Source organism: Halopseudomonas sp. 4NH20-0008 (assembly GCF_057548395.1).
This window is the reverse complement of sequence record NZ_BAAJMD010000010.1, coordinates 89,187-107,738: the sequence shown is the minus strand read 5'-3', so window position 1 is coordinate 107,738 and position 18,552 is coordinate 89,187. Positions and strand designations below refer to the sequence as shown.

General features: G+C 56.7%; 14 protein-coding genes and 1 pseudogene. 11 read left to right on the top strand and 4 right to left on the bottom strand.

The window, feature by feature from the left end; all coding sequences use genetic code 11:
- Positions 1–5: 5 nt before the first annotated feature.
- From AC27HQ_RS11585 to yaaA, 9 genes are all read left to right on the top strand, one after another.
- Positions 6–725, top strand: coding sequence for a double zinc ribbon domain-containing protein (locus AC27HQ_RS11585; protein WP_487156323.1), 720 nt, complete (start codon positions 6–8; stop codon positions 723–725).
- 75 nt (positions 726–800) lie between these two features.
- The gene (locus tag AC27HQ_RS11580) at positions 801–1,778 is read left to right on the top strand and encodes a serine/threonine protein kinase (RefSeq protein WP_487156322.1); all 978 of its coding nucleotides are present in this window, start codon (positions 801–803) and stop codon (positions 1,776–1,778) included.
- A gap of 87 nt (positions 1,779–1,865) precedes the next feature.
- On the top strand, positions 1,866–3,668 hold the full coding sequence (locus AC27HQ_RS11575) for an acyl-CoA dehydrogenase (protein WP_487156321.1): 1,803 nt from the start codon (positions 1,866–1,868) through the stop codon (positions 3,666–3,668).
- A 136-nt stretch (positions 3,669–3,804) separates the two neighbouring features.
- Positions 3,805–7,221 (top strand): mechanosensitive channel MscK, encoded by a 3,417-nt coding sequence (mscK, locus tag AC27HQ_RS11570; RefSeq protein ID WP_487156320.1) that lies wholly within the window; start codon positions 3,805–3,807, stop codon positions 7,219–7,221.
- A gap of 44 nt (positions 7,222–7,265) precedes the next feature.
- The gene (gene efpL, locus AC27HQ_RS11565; protein WP_487156319.1) at positions 7,266–7,832 is read left to right on the top strand and encodes an elongation factor P-like protein EfpL; all 567 of its coding nucleotides are present in this window, start codon (positions 7,266–7,268) and stop codon (positions 7,830–7,832) included.
- A 206-nt stretch (positions 7,833–8,038) separates the two neighbouring features.
- Entirely contained in the window at positions 8,039–8,701 is a 663-nt protein-coding gene (locus AC27HQ_RS11560) for an alpha/beta hydrolase (RefSeq protein ID WP_487156318.1), read from the top strand.
- A gap of 105 nt (positions 8,702–8,806) precedes the next feature.
- Positions 8,807–10,354, top strand: a complete 1,548-nt coding sequence (rhlB, locus tag AC27HQ_RS11555; RefSeq protein ID WP_487156372.1) for an ATP-dependent RNA helicase RhlB — start codon at positions 8,807–8,809, stop codon at positions 10,352–10,354.
- Positions 10,355–10,635: 281 nt separating this feature from the next.
- Positions 10,636–12,018, top strand: coding sequence for a PhoH family protein (locus AC27HQ_RS11550; protein ID WP_487156317.1), 1,383 nt, complete (start codon positions 10,636–10,638; stop codon positions 12,016–12,018).
- Between the two features lie 141 nt (positions 12,019–12,159).
- A complete protein-coding gene (yaaA, locus tag AC27HQ_RS11545; protein WP_487156316.1) occupies positions 12,160–12,936 on the top strand; it encodes a peroxide stress protein YaaA in 777 nt (258 codons plus the stop codon).
- A gap of 146 nt (positions 12,937–13,082) precedes the next feature.
- Here the strand turns inward: yaaA and AC27HQ_RS11540 are convergent, their stop codons facing one another.
- Positions 13,083–13,856: a class II aldolase/adducin family protein gene (locus tag AC27HQ_RS11540; protein WP_487156315.1), complete on the bottom strand. Its 774-nt coding sequence runs from the start codon at positions 13,854–13,856 to the stop codon at positions 13,083–13,085.
- A gap of 94 nt (positions 13,857–13,950) precedes the next feature.
- Here AC27HQ_RS11540 and AC27HQ_RS11535 point away from each other — a divergent pair, with 94 nt between their 5' ends.
- Complete coding sequence (locus AC27HQ_RS11535) at positions 13,951–14,706, top strand: Crp/Fnr family transcriptional regulator (protein WP_487156314.1); 756 nt, start codon at positions 13,951–13,953, stop codon at positions 14,704–14,706.
- Position 14,707: 1 nt separating this feature from the next.
- Here AC27HQ_RS11535 and AC27HQ_RS11530 read toward each other — a convergent pair whose 3' ends face one another.
- On the bottom strand, positions 14,708–15,157 hold the full coding sequence (locus AC27HQ_RS11530; protein ID WP_487156313.1) for a flavodoxin domain-containing protein: 450 nt from the start codon (positions 15,155–15,157) through the stop codon (positions 14,708–14,710).
- Between the two features lie 123 nt (positions 15,158–15,280).
- Between AC27HQ_RS11530 and AC27HQ_RS11525 the strand changes: the two genes are divergently transcribed.
- Positions 15,281–15,730, top strand: a complete 450-nt coding sequence (locus tag AC27HQ_RS11525; protein WP_487156312.1) for a PAS domain-containing protein — start codon at positions 15,281–15,283, stop codon at positions 15,728–15,730.
- A 396-nt stretch (positions 15,731–16,126) separates the two neighbouring features.
- Here the strand turns inward: AC27HQ_RS11525 and AC27HQ_RS11520 are convergent.
- A pseudogene (locus AC27HQ_RS11520) lies at positions 16,127–17,059 on the bottom strand (HD-GYP domain-containing protein); the annotation flags it as partial.
- Positions 17,060–17,491: 432 nt separating this feature from the next.
- Positions 17,492–18,454, bottom strand: coding sequence for a MerR family transcriptional regulator (locus AC27HQ_RS11515; protein ID WP_487156311.1), 963 nt, complete (start codon positions 18,452–18,454; stop codon positions 17,492–17,494).
- Between the last annotated feature and the right edge of the window lie 98 nt (positions 18,455–18,552).

Sequence of the window (18,552 nt, the reverse complement as noted above, 5' to 3'; positions counted from 1 at the left end):
AACCTTTGAAGATCAAGCAGGTTTACAAGTGGTTATTTAATAACCAACAACTGCCCTGCCTGCTCTGCCAGGCATCCGGGCCACATGCCGAGCATGGACTCTGCACCGGCTGCCATGCCGACCTGCCCTGGCTTGGCTACCATTGCCGCCAATGCGCCATCCCGCTACCCCAGCCAGACGCCCGTTGCGGACAATGCCAACAGCGTGCACCCGCCTTCTCCCAGGTTGTTTGCCCGCTATTGTACCGTTTCCCGCTGGATAGCCTGATACCGGCTTTCAAACATCATGAACAGCTGACCTATGGCCGCCTGCTGGGCCGTTTGCTGGCCGAGCACGTGCAGCACCATTACCATGAGCGCCAACTGCAACTCCCCGATCTGCTGGTCCCCATGCCCCTGTTCCGTGGGCGGCTGGCGCAGCGGGGATTCAATCAGGCCCACGAACTGGCACGGCCGGTGGCGCGTTTACTGCAGTTGCCCCTGAGCCAGCGCAGCCTGCAGCGCATTCGTCCAACCCCGGCTCAGCAGGGGCTCAGTGCGCGGGAGCGGCGGCGCAACCTGCAGGATGCCTTCAGTTGCAGTGCGCCCGAGCGCTTGCTGGGACGTCATGTAGCTCTGATAGACGACGTGCTTACCACCGGCGCCAGCGCCGACGAAGCAAGCCGTGTTCTGCTGGCTGCGGGCGCGTTGAGCGTCAGTGTCTGGTGTGTTGCCAGAACGCCCTGATGACCGGCGGCCGAGACTGCGCTTGCGACCGACGGCCTGAAGGCCCAAGCTAGCAGCCCATACCAAGGAGCTGCCATGACCACCCACCCTTTTGCCCTGCTGACCCCCGATACCGTGCTGGATGCGGTGGAGTCGCTCGGCTTTGTCAGCGATGCCCGCACCCTGACGCTGAACAGCTATGAAAACCGGGTATTCCAGATTGGTATTGAGGGTGCCGAGCCATTGATCGCCAAGTTTTATCGCCCTGAGCGCTGGTCCGATGAAGCCATCCTTGAAGAACACACCTATTCGCAGGAGTTGGCCGAACGTGACATTCCGGTGATTGCACCGATGCAGATCGACGGCAAAACCCTGTTCGAATTCGCCGGATTTCGTTTCAGCCTGTTTCGCCGCTTCGGTGGCCGCGCACCGGAACTCGACAATCCGGATCATCTGTTAATGCTCGGTCGACTGCTCGGTCGCCTGCATGCGGTGGGCGCCATGAAACCTTTTCAGCATCGTCCGACCCTCAGTGTGCAGCGTTTTGGTCATGACAGTCTGGCCTTCCTGCGCGAATCCGGGGTGGTGCCCAAGGCGCTACAGCCAGCGTATTATTCTGTTGCCGATGATCTGATGCAGGTGATCGAGCAACGCTTCCGCGAGCATCCGTACCAGAGCCTGCGCCTGCATGGTGATCTGCATGTCGGTAACCTGCTGTGGCGCGACGAGCATCTGTATATGGTTGATATGGACGACTGCCTGCAGGGACCAGCGATTCAGGACCTGTGGATGATGCTCTCTGGCGAGCGTGACCAGCGGCAGGCGCAGTTGTCGGAACTGGTCGACGGCTACAACGAATTCCATGATTTTGATCCGCGCCAGCTGCCCCTGATCGAGTCCCTGCGCAGTCTGCGGCTGGTGCACTACAGTGCATGGCTGGCCCGGCGCTGGACTGACCCGGCGTTTCCCAGGCACTTCCCCTGGTTCGCCCAGGAGCGCTATTGGGCAGACCAGATCCTGACCCTGCGGGAACAGCGTGCCGCGCTGGATGAGCCTGCGCTTCGGCTGTTCTGATCAGCGCGTATCAGGAACATCAATAGCCATTTTCAGTCAGGGAGTGACTCTTTACACTGCAACGCACTTTAATCCGAGGCAACGAGCATGACCGATACCCTACTCGACTCCCGCAATCTGGCCTTCGAACTCTATGAAGTGCTGGATGCCGAGGCCCTGACCCAGCGCCCGCGTTTCGCCGATCACAACCGGGAAACCTTTGATGCCGCCATCGGCACCGCGCGCACCGTGGCAGAAAAGTTCTTTGCTCCGCACAACCGCAAGAACGACGAAAACGAACCGCAATACGTGGATGGCGCCGCAGTCCTGATCCCCGAAGTCAAGCCGGCCATGGACGCCTTTATCGAGGCCGGGTTCCTGAATGCCACGCGCAGCTTCGAAGTCGGCGGCATGCAAATGCCGAACCTGCTGTCTCAGGCCTGCTTCGCGCACTTCCAGTCCGCCAACGTCGCCAGTTCGTCCTATGCCATGTTGACCATGGGCGCCTCGAATCTGATCGAGAACTTTGGTGACGAAGCGCAGAAAAAACGCTTCCTTGAGCCGATGATCGAAGGCCGTTTCTTTGGCACCATGGCGCTGACCGAGCCGCATGCCGGCTCCTCGCTGTCGGATATCCGCACCAAGGCCGAACCGGCCGGTGACGGTACCTACCGTTTGAAAGGCAACAAGATCTATATCTCCGGTGGTGATCACCCGCTGTCGGAGAACATCGTACATATGGTCCTGGCCAAGCTGCCAGACGCCCCACCCGGCGTGAAGGGCATTTCGCTGTTTATCGTGCCAAAATTCCTGGTCAACGAGGATGGTTCCCTAGGGCCGCGCAACGATGTGGCGCTGGCCGGCCTGTTCCACAAGATGGGCTGGCGCGGCACGACCTCCACGGCGCTGAACTTTGGTGAGAAAGGTGAGTGCGTGGGATATCTGGTCGGCAAGCCGCATCACGGCCTGCCTTATATGTTCCAGATGATGAACGAGGCCCGTATCGGCGTCGGTATGGGCGCGATCATGCTCGGTTACGCCGGCTACCTGTACTCCCTGAACTATGCCCGCGATCGTCCCCAGGGTCGCCTACCGGATGGCAAGGATCCAACCAGTCCGCAGGTGGCTATTGTCGAGCACACCGATGTCAAGCGCATGCTGCTGACGCAGAAGGCCTATGTCGAAGGCGCCTTCGATCTGGGCCTGTACGCCGCACGCCTGTTTGATGACACTGAAACCCTGGAAACCGAGGCAGAGCGCAAGACAGCGCTGGAACTGCTGGATCTGTTGACGCCGATCGTCAAGTCCTGGCCATCCGAGTTCTGCCTCAAGTCCAACGAGCTAGCGATTCAGATCCTTGGCGGCGCCGGCTATACCCGTGAGTATCCCGTTGAGCAGTACTACCGTGACAACCGCCTCAACCCGATCCACGAGGGTACCCACGGTATCCAGTCGCTGGATCTGCTTGGTCGCAAGGTCGCCATGAACAATGGCGCCGCGCTCAAGCAGTTGTCTGCATTGATTCAGGATTGCTGCCGTCGCGCCGCCGCCTACGACTCCCTGACCGCGCTGCGCGAGCCACTGGAAAAACTCCACGCCCATATCGGCAAGGTCACCCTGACGCTGCTTGGCGACATGGGCAAGGGCCAGGTCAACCAGGCGCTGGCCAACTCGGCCCTGTATCTGACCGCCTTTGGCCATATGGTCATCGGCTGGCGCTGGCTGGAACAGGCGATCCGCGCTGAGCAGGGTCTGGCCAGTGGCAAGGCAGTGGATGCTGACTTCTATCGAGGCAAACTGCAGGCGGCACGTTTCTTCCTGACCTGGGAAGTACCCGGCTGCCACCATGCCCTGCAGGTGCTGGAAAATCGCGACAGTACCTGTCTCGACATGCAGGACAACTGGTTCTGAAGCGCCGGCCCCAGCGTCCCTGTCAGGCCGCCCACGAGGCGGCCTGACAGTATCTGCGACCGGAAGGTTAAGAGGACTTCCCAAGCCCAGCACAGAGGGCTACCCTTCGATACAGATTCTTTCTGGATTGCCCTACATGTCGCGTCTCTTGCCCCTGCTCTGCATCTGCCTCAGCCTGTTACTTTTGCCAACCGGGCTGCAAGCGCAGAGCGCTGTCGTACCTAGCCTGGAAACGGTCGAAGAAGAGATTCGCAGCCTGCCTGACAGCAGTTACTCCGAGTCGGAAAAACGTGAATTGCAGGAAGCCCTGCAAGCCACACTGATCCATTTGCAACGTAGCCAGGCAACCCAGGCTGAACAGGCCGAGTTGCGCAAACAGGTGGAGCGGGCACCGGAACAGAATCGCAATCTTCGCCAACAGATCGACAACCTGCGTGAGCAGAGTTACGACAGTCTGATTGATCGCTTCAACAATCAACCGCTGGAAAGCCTTGAGAAACAGTTGGGCGACAAGGTAGCCAAGATGTTCGGCTGGCAAAACGAGTTGACCGAGGTAAACGGTGAGCTGATTGCCATCCAGACCCGACCGGAGCGCACCCAGGCTCAAGTACTGGCGAATCAGACCCGAGAGCAGGCCGTTACTGACCAGTTGAGGCTGCTGCAACGCCAACCCGAAAGCCGTATCAGTCAGGCACGCATCAGCATGTTGCGAGCCGAGCAGCAGAGCCTGCAATTGAGCAACGAGCTGATGCGCCAGCAACTCAACGCCAACAGCGTGATGCAGGACTTGAGCACACAGCAGCGCAACCTGCTGAAACAGCAGATTGTCGACATAGAGCTGGAGGTCCAGGCTCTGCAGGACGTGATCAACGAAAAGCGTCGCAGCCAGTCCGAGCAAACCATTAGCGAGACCGCCTCCTTTGCCCTGCGCACCAGCAACCACGAACTGTTGCGCGAGCAGGGCAGCCTCAACCAACACCTCAGCGAGGAATTACTGGCGGCCACCAATCAACTGGGCGAGCTGACCCGCGAGAACATCAAGACCCTTCAACAGATCGAGAGTCTGACCCAGATCGACCGTGCACTGGAGCAGCAAATCAGCGTATTGGAAGGCAGCTTGCTGCTGTCACGCATCCTGCATCAACAGAAGCGCTCACTGCCCAGTGTCAGACTGGACGACACGGTGGCCAATCAGATCGCTGATCTGCGCCTGCGGCAGTTTGAGCTGAACGACCTGCGCGACCAGCTCAACACCCCGCAGGCTTACCTCAGTGACTTGCTCGATCGTCTGCCACCAGAGCAGCGCAGCGACCTGCAGGATGACATGCAACAGGTGATCGACAGCCGTATTGATCTGGTTGCGCAATTGAGCAGCAATATCAATACCCTGCTGAGTCAGGCCATCACCCTGCAGATCAACCAAAGGCAACTGAAACAGCTCAGCTCGGACCTGCGGCGTACCATTGATGACCAGTTGTTCTGGGTGGCCAGTAATCGTCCGATCGACTGGGATTGGCTGCTCGCTTTGCCGCAACAAAGCCTGAAACAATGGCATAACGCCAAGGTGACAACCCGCGCAATCGATTTCGGCAAGGCACTGTGGGCGGGCTGGCCCTGGTTAGTGCTATTGACGCTATTGTTGGCATTGCATACCTGGTGGCGACGCCGTCTGCGTCAGACCCTGGTGACGCTCAACGAGGACGTCGGCCACTTCCGCCGAGACAGCGTCTCGCATACGCCACGGGCACTGCTGTTCAGTGCCCTGATCGTGCTGCCGATTCCGGTTGTACTGCTGACCCTCGGACTCCTGCTGCAACTGGGATATCAGGCCGCCATGCCGGTGCTTGGCAAAGCGCTGGTCGAGCTGTCGCTGGCCTGGTTTGTACTGCACCTGCTGTATCGTATTCTCGATCCAAACGCGATTGCCGTTCGACACTTCCGCTGGGATCCCGAACTGGTCCAGCGCCTGCACCGGCTTACCCGCAATATTGCCTGGATCATGCTGCCGGTGGTGCTGGTCATTTCCATCAACGCGACCATCCCCGAACAACAGACCGAGGATGTTATCGGCCGCACCCTGATGCTGGTTGGCATGCTGATGCTCAGTACGCTGCTGGGAAGGATGATGTGGCGCAGCGAGCCACTGTACAGCTCCCGCGTCGTACATTTCAGCGCCACTTTGGTGCTCACTCTGACACCTTTGGCCCTGGCTGGCATGACCTTCTGGGGCTACCACTATACCTCGATCAAGCTGGCAGACCGTTTCATCGACACCCTGTATCTGATTGTCGCCTGGATGCTGGTCGAGGGCACTGTAGTGCGTAACCTCAATGTGGCTGGGCGCCGGCTAGCCTATCAGCGCGCCCTGAGCAAACGCGAGAATGCACAGCAGCGCGAGGGGCAGGACAGTGAAATGAATGTTGAAGTCCCGGAAATGAATATCCAGCAGATCAACCAGCAGTCGCTGCGGCTGGCAAAACTGGGCATCATGATTCTATTTGGTGTGTTGGTATACCTGGTCTGGGCCGACCTGATCAGTGCCGCCTCCTATCTCGACTCGGTGAGTCTCTGGGAGTACAACGCAGGCACAGCAGATAGCCCGCAAATGATGCCGATGAGTGCTGCCGATGTGCTCGGTGCTCTGCTGGTTGTGGTGTTTACCATTACGCTGGCGCGCAACCTGCCCGGCTTGCTGGAAATTCTCGTGCTGTCGCGCATCAACCTGCAACAGGGTAGCAGTTACGCCATCACTACCCTGCTCAGCTACACGATTTTCAGCATCGGCATCATTGTCGGCCTGTCTGCCCTGGGGGTCAGCTGGAACAAGCTGCAGTGGCTGGTGGCGGCTCTGGGCGTGGGCCTGGGTTTTGGCTTGCAGGAAATTTTCGCCAACTTTGTATCGGGCCTGATTATTCTGTTCGAACGCCCGGTCCGTATTGGCGACGTGGTGACCATTGGCGAGCTATCGGGCACGGTCAACCGCATCCGCATCCGCGCCACCACCATCACCGACTTTGACCGCAAAGAGATCATTGTTCCGAACAAGACTTTTGTCACCGAGCAACTGATCAACTGGTCGCTGAATGACACGGTAACCCGGGTCATTGTTCGGGTTGGCGTGGCCTACGGCTCGGACCTCAAGCTGACCCGCGAGCTGATGTTACAGGCGGCCAAAGCCAACACACGGGTACTCAAGGATCCCGAGCCACTGGTGTTATTTCTGAATTTTGGCGACAGCACCCTGGATCACGAACTACGCGTGCATGTGCGCGAGTTGCTCGACCGGAATATGGCGATTGATGAAATCAATCGGGAAATCGACCGCCTGTTCGCTGAAAACGACATCGAGATCGCCTTCCGTCAAATGGATATCAATCTGCGTAACAGTGAGGGCCTGGAGAAGCTGGTCGAAATCAGACGTACGGAGCCCAAACCTGAGTCAACGCCGGATACCGAACCAAAGACAGGGCGAGCTGCTGATCCGGCTGCAGATCCAGACCCCAGGACAGAGGCCGATCCGGGCTCGAGCAAGCGCTTGATACCGGACGCCTGAAGCCCGAAAATAGCGCCCCGTTTCCACCCCTTTGGATTGCAGCCATGCCAAGAGCAGCCGAACTGAAAAAAGGCAATATCGTGCAGGTTAATAACCAGCCCTACATTGTCTCGCTGATTGACGTAAAGAACCCCTCTTCACGGAGCGGAACTACCCTGTACAAAATTCGTCTCAATCACGTGCAAACCAAACAGAAACTGGATTTGAGTCTGACCGGCGATGAAATCCTGGCACCCATCGACTTTCAGAAGCGGCAGATGCAGTTCCTCTATCAGGATGCCGACGGCTACACCTTTATGGATAACGAGGACTTTAGCCAGTTCACCCTCAGCGCCGAACAACTGGAGGAGCAGATTCCCTACCTGTACGACGGCATAGTCGGGCTCTACGGTCTGGTCGTCGAGGGTAACCTGGTGGGTGTAGAGTTACCCGCCGTGGTGGAAATGCCAATTGAAGAGACACCCCCGGCGATCAAGGGCTCCTCGGCCAGTGCCCGCTCCAAGACCGCTCGCTTTGCCAGCGGCCTAGAAATCCAGATTCCGGAATACCTGGAAACCGGTGAAGTGGTGCGCATCAACACCGAAACTGGCAAGTTCATGTCGCGGGCGTAGCGCCTGCGACAGCTGGAAGCTGGAAGCTGGAAGCTGGAAGCTGGAAGCTGGAAGCTGGAAGCTGGGCAGGATGTTTTTTAGCGCCATCCGTCAAAGCAACTATGCCGAATACTCACAGACTTTTTGACACACCGGATCACTTCAAGCTTCCAGCTTTCAACGTCCAGCTATCCACCAATAACTAAGTACCCTACAGGAATACCATGATGTCCACCGCCCCCCACACTATCGAACCACGCAACCCGGCTGACGCTGCCGTAATCTGGCTGCACGGTCTTGGCGCGGATTGTTACGACTTTGTCCCGGTTGTCGAGATGCTCGGCTTGCCGGCCAACCATGGTGTGCGCTTCATCTTTCCCCAGGCCCCAACCCAACCTGTCACCATTAACGGCGGCATACCCATGCCCAGTTGGTACGACATTCTCGGCATGGCGCCAGCCCGAGCAATCAATCAGCAGCAGATGCAGGCTTCGGCAGACCGGATCAATGCGCTTGTCGATCAACAAATCGCGGCCGGCATTGCCGTCGAACGTATCCTGTTGGCTGGTTTTTCCCAGGGTGGCGCAGTGATTCTGCATGCTGCGACGCAGCAACCCCGTCAGCTCGCTGGTCTGATGGCGCTCTCCACCTACGGCCCGACACTGGAAAGCCTGCTGGCCGAGCAGACCGACGCGCCTGCCCTGGATATCTTTTTTGGCCATGGTCGGCATGATGATGTGGTACTGCCGCGCCTGGGCCGTGAAGCCCATGATCGCCTTCTGGCCGCAGGTCATCGCGTCGAATGGCATGAATACGCCATGATGCATGAAGTCTGTCCTGCGGAAATCTCTGATATCAGCTCATGGCTCAAGCAGCGCCTGAGTATCTGATGCCACCCTGGCTGGTCAAAAAACGACCTGCCAGGGCTTCGCTAAAACCCTGGCTTGCTTTACACTGCGCGGTGAATATTCATTTGCCCATGTTGAGAGATGCCTGTGCTCAAAGCACTGAAAAACCTGTTCAAGCCTGAAGACAAGCCGGTTACACCGCCCTCGCCCGCCCCAGCAGCCAAGACTGAACGCCCGGCCCGCACGGCCAAGACCAGGCAACCCAACACCCGCTCGGCAACCGCTGACAGCACGGCCAGCAGACCCGAGCGCAAGCCGCGACCGAAACGCGACAAGCCTCTGGTAAAAGCACCGGTAGAAGTGTCCAACTGGACCCTCCAGGACTTCGCTGTTGAGCCCGCCGAGGGCAAGACCCGCTTTCACGATTTCAATCTGCCCGACAGTCTGATGCGCGCCATCCAGGATCAGGGCTTCACTTACTGCACACCGATTCAGGCACGGGTTCTGGGCAGCACGCTCAAGGGTCAGGATGCCATTGGTCGCGCCCAGACCGGCACCGGCAAAACCGCCGCCTTTCTGATCTCGACCATTACTCAACTGCTGGACACCCCGGAGCCGGATGAACGCTTTATGGGTGAACCACGTGCACTGATCATTGCTCCGACCCGCGAACTGGTGATGCAGATTGCCAATGACGCCGAAGGCCTGACCAAGCATTGCAAACTGAATGTCATGTCCTTTGTCGGTGGCATGGATTTCGACAAGCAGATCAAGCAACTGGAAAAGCGCCACTGCGACATTCTGGTGGCTACACCGGGTCGTTTGCTGGATTTCTGCAATCGCGGCGAGGTGCATCTGGACCTGGTTGAGGTCATGATTCTCGACGAAGCCGACCGCATGCTCGATATGGGCTTTATCCCCCAGGTGCGCCAGATCATCCGGCAAACACCGCGCAAGGGCGACCGGCAAACGCTGCTGTTCTCTGCCACCTTCAGTGACGATGTAATGAACCTGGCCCAGCAGTGGACCCTCGACCCAGCGATTGTCGAAATCGAGCCCGAGCGGGCTGCCTCTGCCAATGTCACCCAGCAGGTCTATGCGGTGTCCGGCAGTGACAAGTACAAACTGCTGTACAACCTGATTACCCAACTGAATCTGGAGCGGGTGATGATCTTTGCCAACCGCAAGGATCAGGTCCGACGCATTCAGGAACGGCTGGTTCGGGACGGTATCAATGCCGCGCAACTGTCCGGCGATGTACCGCAACAGAAGCGAGTAAAGACGCTGGACAGCTTCAAGGAAGGCAAGTTACGGGTGCTGGTCGCCACCGATGTGGCCGGTCGCGGCATTCATGTCGACGGCATCAGCCATGTGATCAACTACACCCTGCCGGACGACCCCGAGGATTACATCCACCGTATTGGTCGGACAGGCCGGGCTGGCGCCAAGGGCACCTCAATCAGTTTCGCCTGTGAGGATGACGCCTTCAATATCGCGCCCATCGAAGCCCTGCTGGGCAACAAGCTGGACTGTCTGCCGCCCGAGGAACAGCTTCTGCAGGCACTGCCTGCGCGCAATCAGAGCGCAGAGGAACGGGCCGCCAGTGATGCCAATGAAGCCGAGCAGGCTGCTGCGGCTGCCGCCAATCGCAAACGTGCAAGCAGTCGGGATCAGAGTCGCGGACGCCGACGATAGGGCTAGGGTTGAGGGCATTTTTCAACTACCGGGCCAATGACTATAACGCGGTTTTTTGCCTGGTGAATACGTCCTTTCGTCGCTTTCAGACTTTATTTTTCTTTTGCTTTCTTCGCGCTTGTGCAGGTCATTTGATCTGCGCTATACATCGGTCAACCGGCCAAAGCCCGCAGCTGATCCTCAGATAGCTGTCGGCGCCAGAGCCGGTCCTGCGAACTGCCAGGTGCAGCTCAAGTGCCTGATACAGTTTCGAAATATGGCCCTTGCGAGGTAAATTGCATATGGAAGCGTGCCTACCGACACGACATACCTTCTACGTCCTCGATACCAACGTCCTGATCCACGACCCCAACGCCCTGCTCAACTTCGAAGAACACCACGTCATCATCCCGATGACCGTCCTCGAAGAACTCGACAAGCTCAAATCCGGCAAGACCAGTACTGCCGCCGACTGCCGACAGGCCATTCGCCTGATAGACCAGACCCTTGCAGACGCACCACCTGATCAGGTGGAAAAGGGCGTGCCCATTCAACGTGGCAAGCTCGGACCGAATGGCACTCTGGCCATTCTCATGGACAAGACGCCGATCCCCGCACACTGCCTACCCAACGACCTGAACGACAACAAGATCATCAACCAGCTCTGCCAGCTCCAGCAAAAACACCCTGACGCCCGCGTGGCACTGGTCTCCAAGGACATCAACATGCGCCTGAAAGCGCGTGCCTGCGGAATTGATGCCGAGGACTATCATACCGACCAGCTGCTGGACGATATTGCTCTGCTCGCCCGTGGCTACCACGAAATCAAGGGTTCCTTCTGGGACCGCGTGAACCGCGTGGAAACCCATCAGCGCCTGGGCCAGACCATCCACGACGTGCAATTGATCGACAATTTGCCAGCCCTGCATATCAACGACTTTATCATCGACGACCAGGGGTTTATTGGCTGGGTCAAGGCCATTGATGGCGACCACCTGAGTCTGCGCGACCTGCATCAGGAACCGCTGCTGCATCAGGAAGCCTGGGGCTTGAAACCGCGCGATGTGTTTCAGGCCCTGGCCATGTATGCGCTGATGGATCCGGATATCCATCTGGTCAACCTGACCGGCGCGGCCGGTTCGGGCAAAACCATTCTGGCCCTGGCGGCGGCCATCGAGCAGACCATGGTGACCAAGACCTACCGGCGCATCATTGCCACCCGCAGCACCCAGGGGCTTGATGAAGATATCGGCTTTCTGCCGGGCACCGAGGCGGAGAAGATGGAGCCCTGGCTGGGCGCCATCACCGATAACCTGGAAGCCCTGCACATGGATGACGAGAGCACGGTCGGTAGTGTCGACTACATCCTTGATCGCGTTCCGCTGCAGTTCAAATCCCTGAACTACATTCGCGGTCGCAGCTTCCAGCAGAGTTTCATCCTCATTGATGAAAGCCAGAATCTGACACCACACCAGATCAAGACCATCATCACCCGTGCCGGCAGCGGCTCAAAAGTGGTCTGCCTGGGCAACCTGGCACAGATCGACACACCCTACCTGAACGCCACCAGCTCGGGCCTGACCTATCTTACTGAGTGCTTCAAGGACTTCCCCCACGGCGTCCACATACACCTGCAGGGCGTACCCAGATCGATTCTGGCGGAGTATGCGGAAAGTCATCTGTAAGCTGGAAGCTGGAAGCTGCGCAAGGATGCTGCAGCTTTTAACTTGTTGCCATCAACCATTAACTTCCTTTATCACCTCCATGCAGAGCGCTGCCTTCGGCATTCGGGCATACTATTTGCCAGCTATTTACGGAGGTTGTTTATGTTGATGGTTATTTCTCCCGCCAAGACACTGGATTACGACACCCCAGCGGTGATCGATACCCATACCAAGCCACGCTTTCTGCAGCACAGCGCCGAGTTGATAACCGTTCTGCGTGAAAAGTCACCCCAGGATATCGCCGAACTGATGTCGCTCTCGGACAAGTTGGCCAGTCTGAATGTGGCGCGCTTTGGCAGCTGGAGTGACAAAGTCAGCAAGAAGAACAGCAAGCAGGCGCTGCTAGCGTTCAAGGGTGATGTCTACACCGGCCTGAATGCCGAGGACTTCAGCGAAGCGGACTTTGCCTTTGCGCAAAAGCATCTGCGCATGCTCTCGGGGCTCTATGGCCTGCTGCGGCCGCTGGATCTGATGCAGCCCTACCGACTGGAAATGGGTACCAAGCTGCCGACGATCAAGGGCAAGGATCTTTATGCCTTCTGGGGCGATCAGATAAGCCAATGGTTGAACAAGGACCTTACCGATCAGGGTGATGAGGTGCTGTTGAATCTGGCCTCACAGGAGTATTTTTCCGCCGTCAAACCCAAAGCTCTGAACGCTCGGGTAATAGACACGGTATTCAAGGACCAGAAGAACGGCCAGTACAAGATCATCAGTTTCTACGCCAAAAAGGCCCGTGGCCTGATGGCCCGCTGGGTAATCAAGGAACGTATCACTGATCCGGCAAAACTCAAGGACTTCGATCTGGACGGCTACTACTACGACCCGACCAGCTCTTCGACAGACAAGCTGGTGTTTTTGCGAGAGGAGCGAACTTAAGCTGGAAGCTGGAAGCTGGAAGCCGATCAGTATCTGCTTCCAGCTTCCAGCCCCAACAATAGTCAGCTTTATAAGCGGTTAATACTCTGGGCAGATCCGATTATTGCTGTTGTTTGCAGTTAGCCCCCTGAGGGGCTGGCTGGCGCTTACCGATCGAATCCAGGATTCACCCGCTGCAGCTTGCGCAGCAACGCCGGCCAGGCCAGATTGGCGCCGGCACCGTTGGTGACCTTGCGCATACTTTCGCGGGCGCCGTCGAGAATGGCCTGTGGAATCGGAATCAGCTCACCACCACCGGCCTGGGCGTTGACCTGAATTTCGCAGCAGCGCTGCAAGGTATACATGGTCAGAAAGGCTTCAGCTACCGACTTGCCGCAGGTCATCAGGCCGTGGTTGCGCAAGACCATATTGTTGGTATTACCCAGGTCAGCCTGGAGCCGAGCCTTCTCTTCATCGTTCAGCGCCACACCCTCGTAATCGTGGTAGGACAGACTGCTGAGGACAAAAATGGACTGCTGGGAAATCGGCAGAATCCCGTCTTTTTGCGCAGAGACACCAACACCGGCGGCGGTATGGGTATGCAGTACACAGGCCGCATCATGACGGACTTCATGCACCGCGCTGTGGATGGTAAAGCCGGCCGGGTTGATGCTATAGGGCGAGTCAACCAGCTTGTTACCCTGCAGATCAATCTTGACCAGATTCGAGGCGGTGATTTCCTCGAACATCAAGCCATAGGGGTTGATCAGGAAGTGCTCGGTGCCAGGAATCTTCGCCGACACGTGAGTGAATACAACATCATCCCAACCATACATGGCGATCAGGCGATAGCAGGCAGCCAGATCAACCCGGGTTTGCCATTCTTCGGCGCTGACCTGATCCTTGACGTCCAGTACCGGCAGGCTTTGCAATGCAGTCATTGTACTATCCTCTTGAAATCACGGGTGTTGCTGACCGCAGGTGCGCAAGTTGCGGCATACTGTAGGACGATCAGCCATATGGGGAGTCTAGACGGTGACCGAGAAACGGACTGTCTCGCAATTTACAGTGTCGGGTAAAACCGACAGGGACAAACTGTCGAAGTTATTGCAGGAAAATCGCTGGTTCAGTGAGTTGTCACCCACTGTGCTGGATGACCTGGTAGCCCAGGCGCGTATCCGGCGCCTGGAGGACGGTGAGTGCGTGTATGCCAGAGGCGACAGTCCGGACGGTTTGTATGGCGTGATCAGTGGCGCTGCGCGCATCAGTAACAGCGGACCTGATGGACGCGAGGCGGTACTGGCAATTCTCAGCCCAGGCAGCTGGTTTGGCGAGATATCGCTGTTCGACGGCCTGCCGCGCTCGCATGATACCCATGCCAGTGGCACGACCGAGTTGCTGTTGATTCCGCGGCGCAACTTCCAGCAATTTCTGGAGCGCCATCCCGAACTTTATCCGCTGTTCATCAGCCTGCTATGTCGGCGCCTGCGCATCTCCTTCGCCATGCTCGAGGACAGTGCGCTGCTGCCCCTCACTGCCAGACTGGCCAAGCGCCTGCTGATGCATGCGCATAACTATGGTCAGACTGAAAAAAACAGCGGGCGCACGCTGGTGCAACTGTCACAGGAATCCTTGGGCCTGATGCTCAATAGCTCACGTCAAAGTGTCAACAAACAACTCAAACGACTGGAGAGTGCCGGCCTGCTGCAGATCAACTATGGCCAGATCATCATTCTTGACGAGCAGGCGCTGGGCAGGCTGGCCAGCGGTGAACCCAGCGAGAACCTGTGACTCAGGCCAGTGCTGCCACCAGTTGATCAAGCCAGGGACCGGCGTCCAGCTCAGGGGTAACCGACTCACTGGCATCCAACCGCAGCATGGGTATGACTTCACTGGCCTGTAGTTCCAGCATCAACTCTCGCACCTGCTCACCGCCCTGACAAAAAGTATCGGCGTAGGCCGAGTCGCCCAAGGCGATTACCGCGAATGGCTTGCCAGTGAACAGGGGAAAACGGTCTCGCAGTTCATGGAAGAATGGCAGAAAGGTATCCGGCAATTCGCCCATACCGGTAGTTGAGGTACACAACAGGTACGCATCGGCCTGGGCTGCGAGCAGATCATCAACCCTGGGCGGATGCAGTCGCACAATCTGCAGGCCGGCTTCCCGACAGCGGATTGCCGCCTCATCCGCAACCAGATCGGCGGTACCATAAACAGAGCCGCTGAGGATGGCCAGTTGCATGCATTGATCTCCTGAAAGCATTGTATGGGTCACTATTATGCCGCAATCTTTCGCTTTTCAGGCGGTAGACAGCAGGGGATGTTGCTATAGAATGTGTGCAAACCACCGGAGAACGCTGTAGCAATGATCAATGCCAAATTACTTCAGCTTGTCGTCAACGCCTCCAACGACGGCATTGTTGTCGCCGAGCAGGAAGGTGAAGATAACATCCTGATTTATGTCAACAAGGCCTTTGAGCAATTGACCGGCTACAGCAGCGACGAGATCCTCTATCAGGATTGCCGCTTTCTGCAGAAAGACGACCGTGATCAGTCAGGCTTGCATGCTATTCGCCAGGCGGTGCTGGACGGCAAACCCTGTCGGCAAATTCTACGCAACTATCGCAAGGACGGGAGTTTGTTCTGGAATGAACTGTCGATCACGCCGGTCTTTAACGAAGCCGATCAACTGACCTACTTTATCGGTATTCAAAAGGACGTGACCGAGCAAGTTGAAGCGCAGCACAAGGTTGAGGACCTGCAACAGGAAGTACTTGAGCTGCGCAATCAACTGGCACAGCTCAAAACCCCCTGATCCCTGAAAATCAGGAAACCTCTGATAACCTCGACAATGACTGCATAGATGCAGGAGCCCGCGCCAAGACAGGTAGTTTACAGTGATCCCCAAATGGCCGAGCCGGATATTTTCCCTGGTAAAGACATCAAGATCGACCCCGTAGGCTCCGTCAACCAGTACCCTGGCAATTTTCATGGCGCTGCCTGCATGCGCTGACCTCTCCGCGCGCAAATCAACGACACGCTGCTGCATCGACTGCTTTTGCGTATCCAGAATCAGCGCAACACGAGGCTGCAGTCGATAGGCCTGATCAACTGACAGCACTATGCCCACCTCACCGGAGTTCATCTCCACCAGGGTGCCAGGCGGATATACCCCAATACATTCGATAAAGCGCAATACCAACTCTTCATCAAACTGCGTATTGCGGTGCTGATAAAGAATTTTCAAAGCGGTTTCGGAACTGTTGCTTTCACTGTAACAGCGACGACTGGTAATGGCGTCATAGGCATCAACAACAGTAATCAATCGTGTCAGTTGATCAATCTCCTGCGCCGGCAACCCAAGCGGGTAACCCAGTCCATCAATACGCTCGTGATGACTGTAAGCAACAGTCACTACCTGCTTCGGCAGATGGGGGTCCTGCAATAGCGCCTCCCGACCAAAAACCGAATGCAGTTTGATGTACTCAAACTCATCAAAGGTCAATTGCCCGGGTTTATTCAGAATGGTCTGATCGACCGACATTTTGCCTACGTCGTGCAACATGCCGCACACGCCCAGCAATTCGATCTGACCTACAGGCAAGCCGAGAAAACGGGCAAATACCATGGCCTGAATCCCCACATTCACACAATGTTCCGCCGTGTATTGATCTACATGCTTGATCCGCGTAAGCCACATTAGCGCAGAAGGGTTACGCATCACCGACTCCAGGCAGCCCTTGACTGTAGCCATCACCGCTGTAGCGGACAGGGCATCACCCCTGGCAACAGTAGCCAAGGCATGATGAATATCCTCCAGAGCACTATCATAAAGCACAGTGGCCTTGGTAATTTCTTCCTCTATTTCAACCTCAACCGGATAATGAATCTTGTCTGACTGGTCGGACTGACCCAGACGCTCTGCTGTGGTCTGCAATGGCGGAGAGCGCTCTGGATCAACCAGCACAAAATTGCATAGATCATGCAGGATCTGCAGCTCCTGCTCGGTACTCAGAACAAAACCCTGAAACAGGAACGGGCTTTCAAGCCAGGGTCTATCGAGCGCACAGACATACATACCCAATCGCAGATCCCGGGGATGCAGTTTGGTGGTTTTATGACCGACAGACGGGGACGTGGACATTAATCTAGCGACTCCAGATACTGCATGCATTAGATCATCTGGCACACCGCTGGCTTCAACGGCGAGACACGAGCGTTATGCTCAGTCACTCCCTTGACCCATATGCAGGAGTATAACGCCAATGCCGAAACGGCAGTGATCGCATTTGGCTATATAGCGCGGGATAACCTATGTAAGAAGATATCAGCGTTGCTGAACATCAAATAAAGCAAGCAAAAAAAGGGAGGGGTAAACGATATTAAAAAGCCCCGGTAGCCCTAAAGGGGAAGACGGCTACCGGAGTGCGCAGCTTGGTTTTAACGGAACTTGGCATGGTGAAGGCACCAGACAAGTTATACAAACATTAGAACCAATCACCGCACTTGTACAGCTATTGGGGCTGAAATAGCCCGTACAGTTGTAAGTTTGTACAACAAACCGCACCACATGCCATCAACTATCCAAATGCCCGGCCAACAAACTTCGGATTGACAGGGTCAAGCCGTCATCCGCCAGACCGACAAGATGCAAACCTGCTTTTGCCAAGGCCTCAGGCTGCACTTCGCAAAGCGGGCCGACAACGGCCACCGGACAGTCGAGCTGCTGCTCCAGTCGCGGCAAGTGCTTGAGCAATACATCGTTGCCAAGAGCACAGGCCCCATACAGCACAAGTACCGCACACTCACTCCGCTGAGCCACCACAGACAGCTCTGACATGCTGACAAGGGCAGGAACCAGGGTGACATCCGCACCCGCAGCGGTAATGAACAAGGCCGTCAGCAGCAGCTCAAGCTCCGCAATACCCTCATGCAAACCGACCAGTACCACTTTGGGCTGCCCGGTCTTGAGAAAGCCCGTACGCTGAAACAGTCGACCACGTAGAAAGGCATCAAGGAACCGCCACTGACCTGACAGGCTTGAAGGCTCAGAGGCATTATGAAATTCGTTCCAGACAGGCAGAATGATGTCCTGGAAGACAACGGACAACGGAAAGCTGGCGTGCAACTGGCCATAGAGCCGGTCCAACTCATGGGTATCGAAGCTGTTGACCGCCTCGATCAGCTTTGACTGCCACATTACAAAGGTATTTTCTGCTGAAGCCGTAACCGAGCTCTGGCCAGCCTGCTGAACGGGCGGCGATACCTGCCGATCAATAATAGAGGCAACCTTGCTGACAGCAACACCGCGTTCGATCCACGACATTACCGCTTTGACGCGATTGATGTCATGCATCGAATAAAGGCGATGCCCACTGGGTGTTCTATGCGGCACCAGCAGACCGTAACGCCTTTCCCAGGCACGCAACGTAACAGGATTAACCCCCGTCAGGCGAGACACCTCTCGAATGGGGAAAAGGTCCTCGCGGTTGAGGTCCCGTGCTGTAACAACCGCTGTGCTTTCGATATTGTCGGTCATATCCGCTTACAGTGAAGGAGCCTGTGAAGAGCCATATGCATTGCAGTGCGGCACCATCGCTCGTTTAATGTGCCTATTGTACAGAAGTTAGGCAATAG

Coding starts and splice junctions, on each gene's coding strand:
- AC27HQ_RS11530 (WP_487156313.1), bottom strand. CDS start 15,157: ATGCAACTGGCCATCCTCAGCGGCTCTGTTTATGGTACCGCCGATCTG.
- yaaA (WP_487156316.1), top strand. CDS start 12,160: ATGTTGATGGTTATTTCTCCCGCCAAGACACTGGATTACGACACCCCA.
- AC27HQ_RS11575 (WP_487156321.1), top strand. CDS start 1,866: ATGACCGATACCCTACTCGACTCCCGCAATCTGGCCTTCGAACTCTAT.
- mscK (WP_487156320.1), top strand. CDS start 3,805: ATGTCGCGTCTCTTGCCCCTGCTCTGCATCTGCCTCAGCCTGTTACTT.
- AC27HQ_RS11515 (WP_487156311.1), bottom strand. CDS start 18,454: ATGACCGACAATATCGAAAGCACAGCGGTTGTTACAGCACGGGACCTC.
- AC27HQ_RS11550 (WP_487156317.1), top strand. CDS start 10,636: ATGGAAGCGTGCCTACCGACACGACATACCTTCTACGTCCTCGATACC.
- AC27HQ_RS11560 (WP_487156318.1), top strand. CDS start 8,039: ATGTCCACCGCCCCCCACACTATCGAACCACGCAACCCGGCTGACGCT.
- AC27HQ_RS11540 (WP_487156315.1), bottom strand. CDS start 13,856: ATGACTGCATTGCAAAGCCTGCCGGTACTGGACGTCAAGGATCAGGTC.
- efpL (WP_487156319.1), top strand. CDS start 7,266: ATGCCAAGAGCAGCCGAACTGAAAAAAGGCAATATCGTGCAGGTTAAT.
- AC27HQ_RS11580 (WP_487156322.1), top strand. CDS start 801: ATGACCACCCACCCTTTTGCCCTGCTGACCCCCGATACCGTGCTGGAT.
- AC27HQ_RS11525 (WP_487156312.1), top strand. CDS start 15,281: ATGATCAATGCCAAATTACTTCAGCTTGTCGTCAACGCCTCCAACGAC.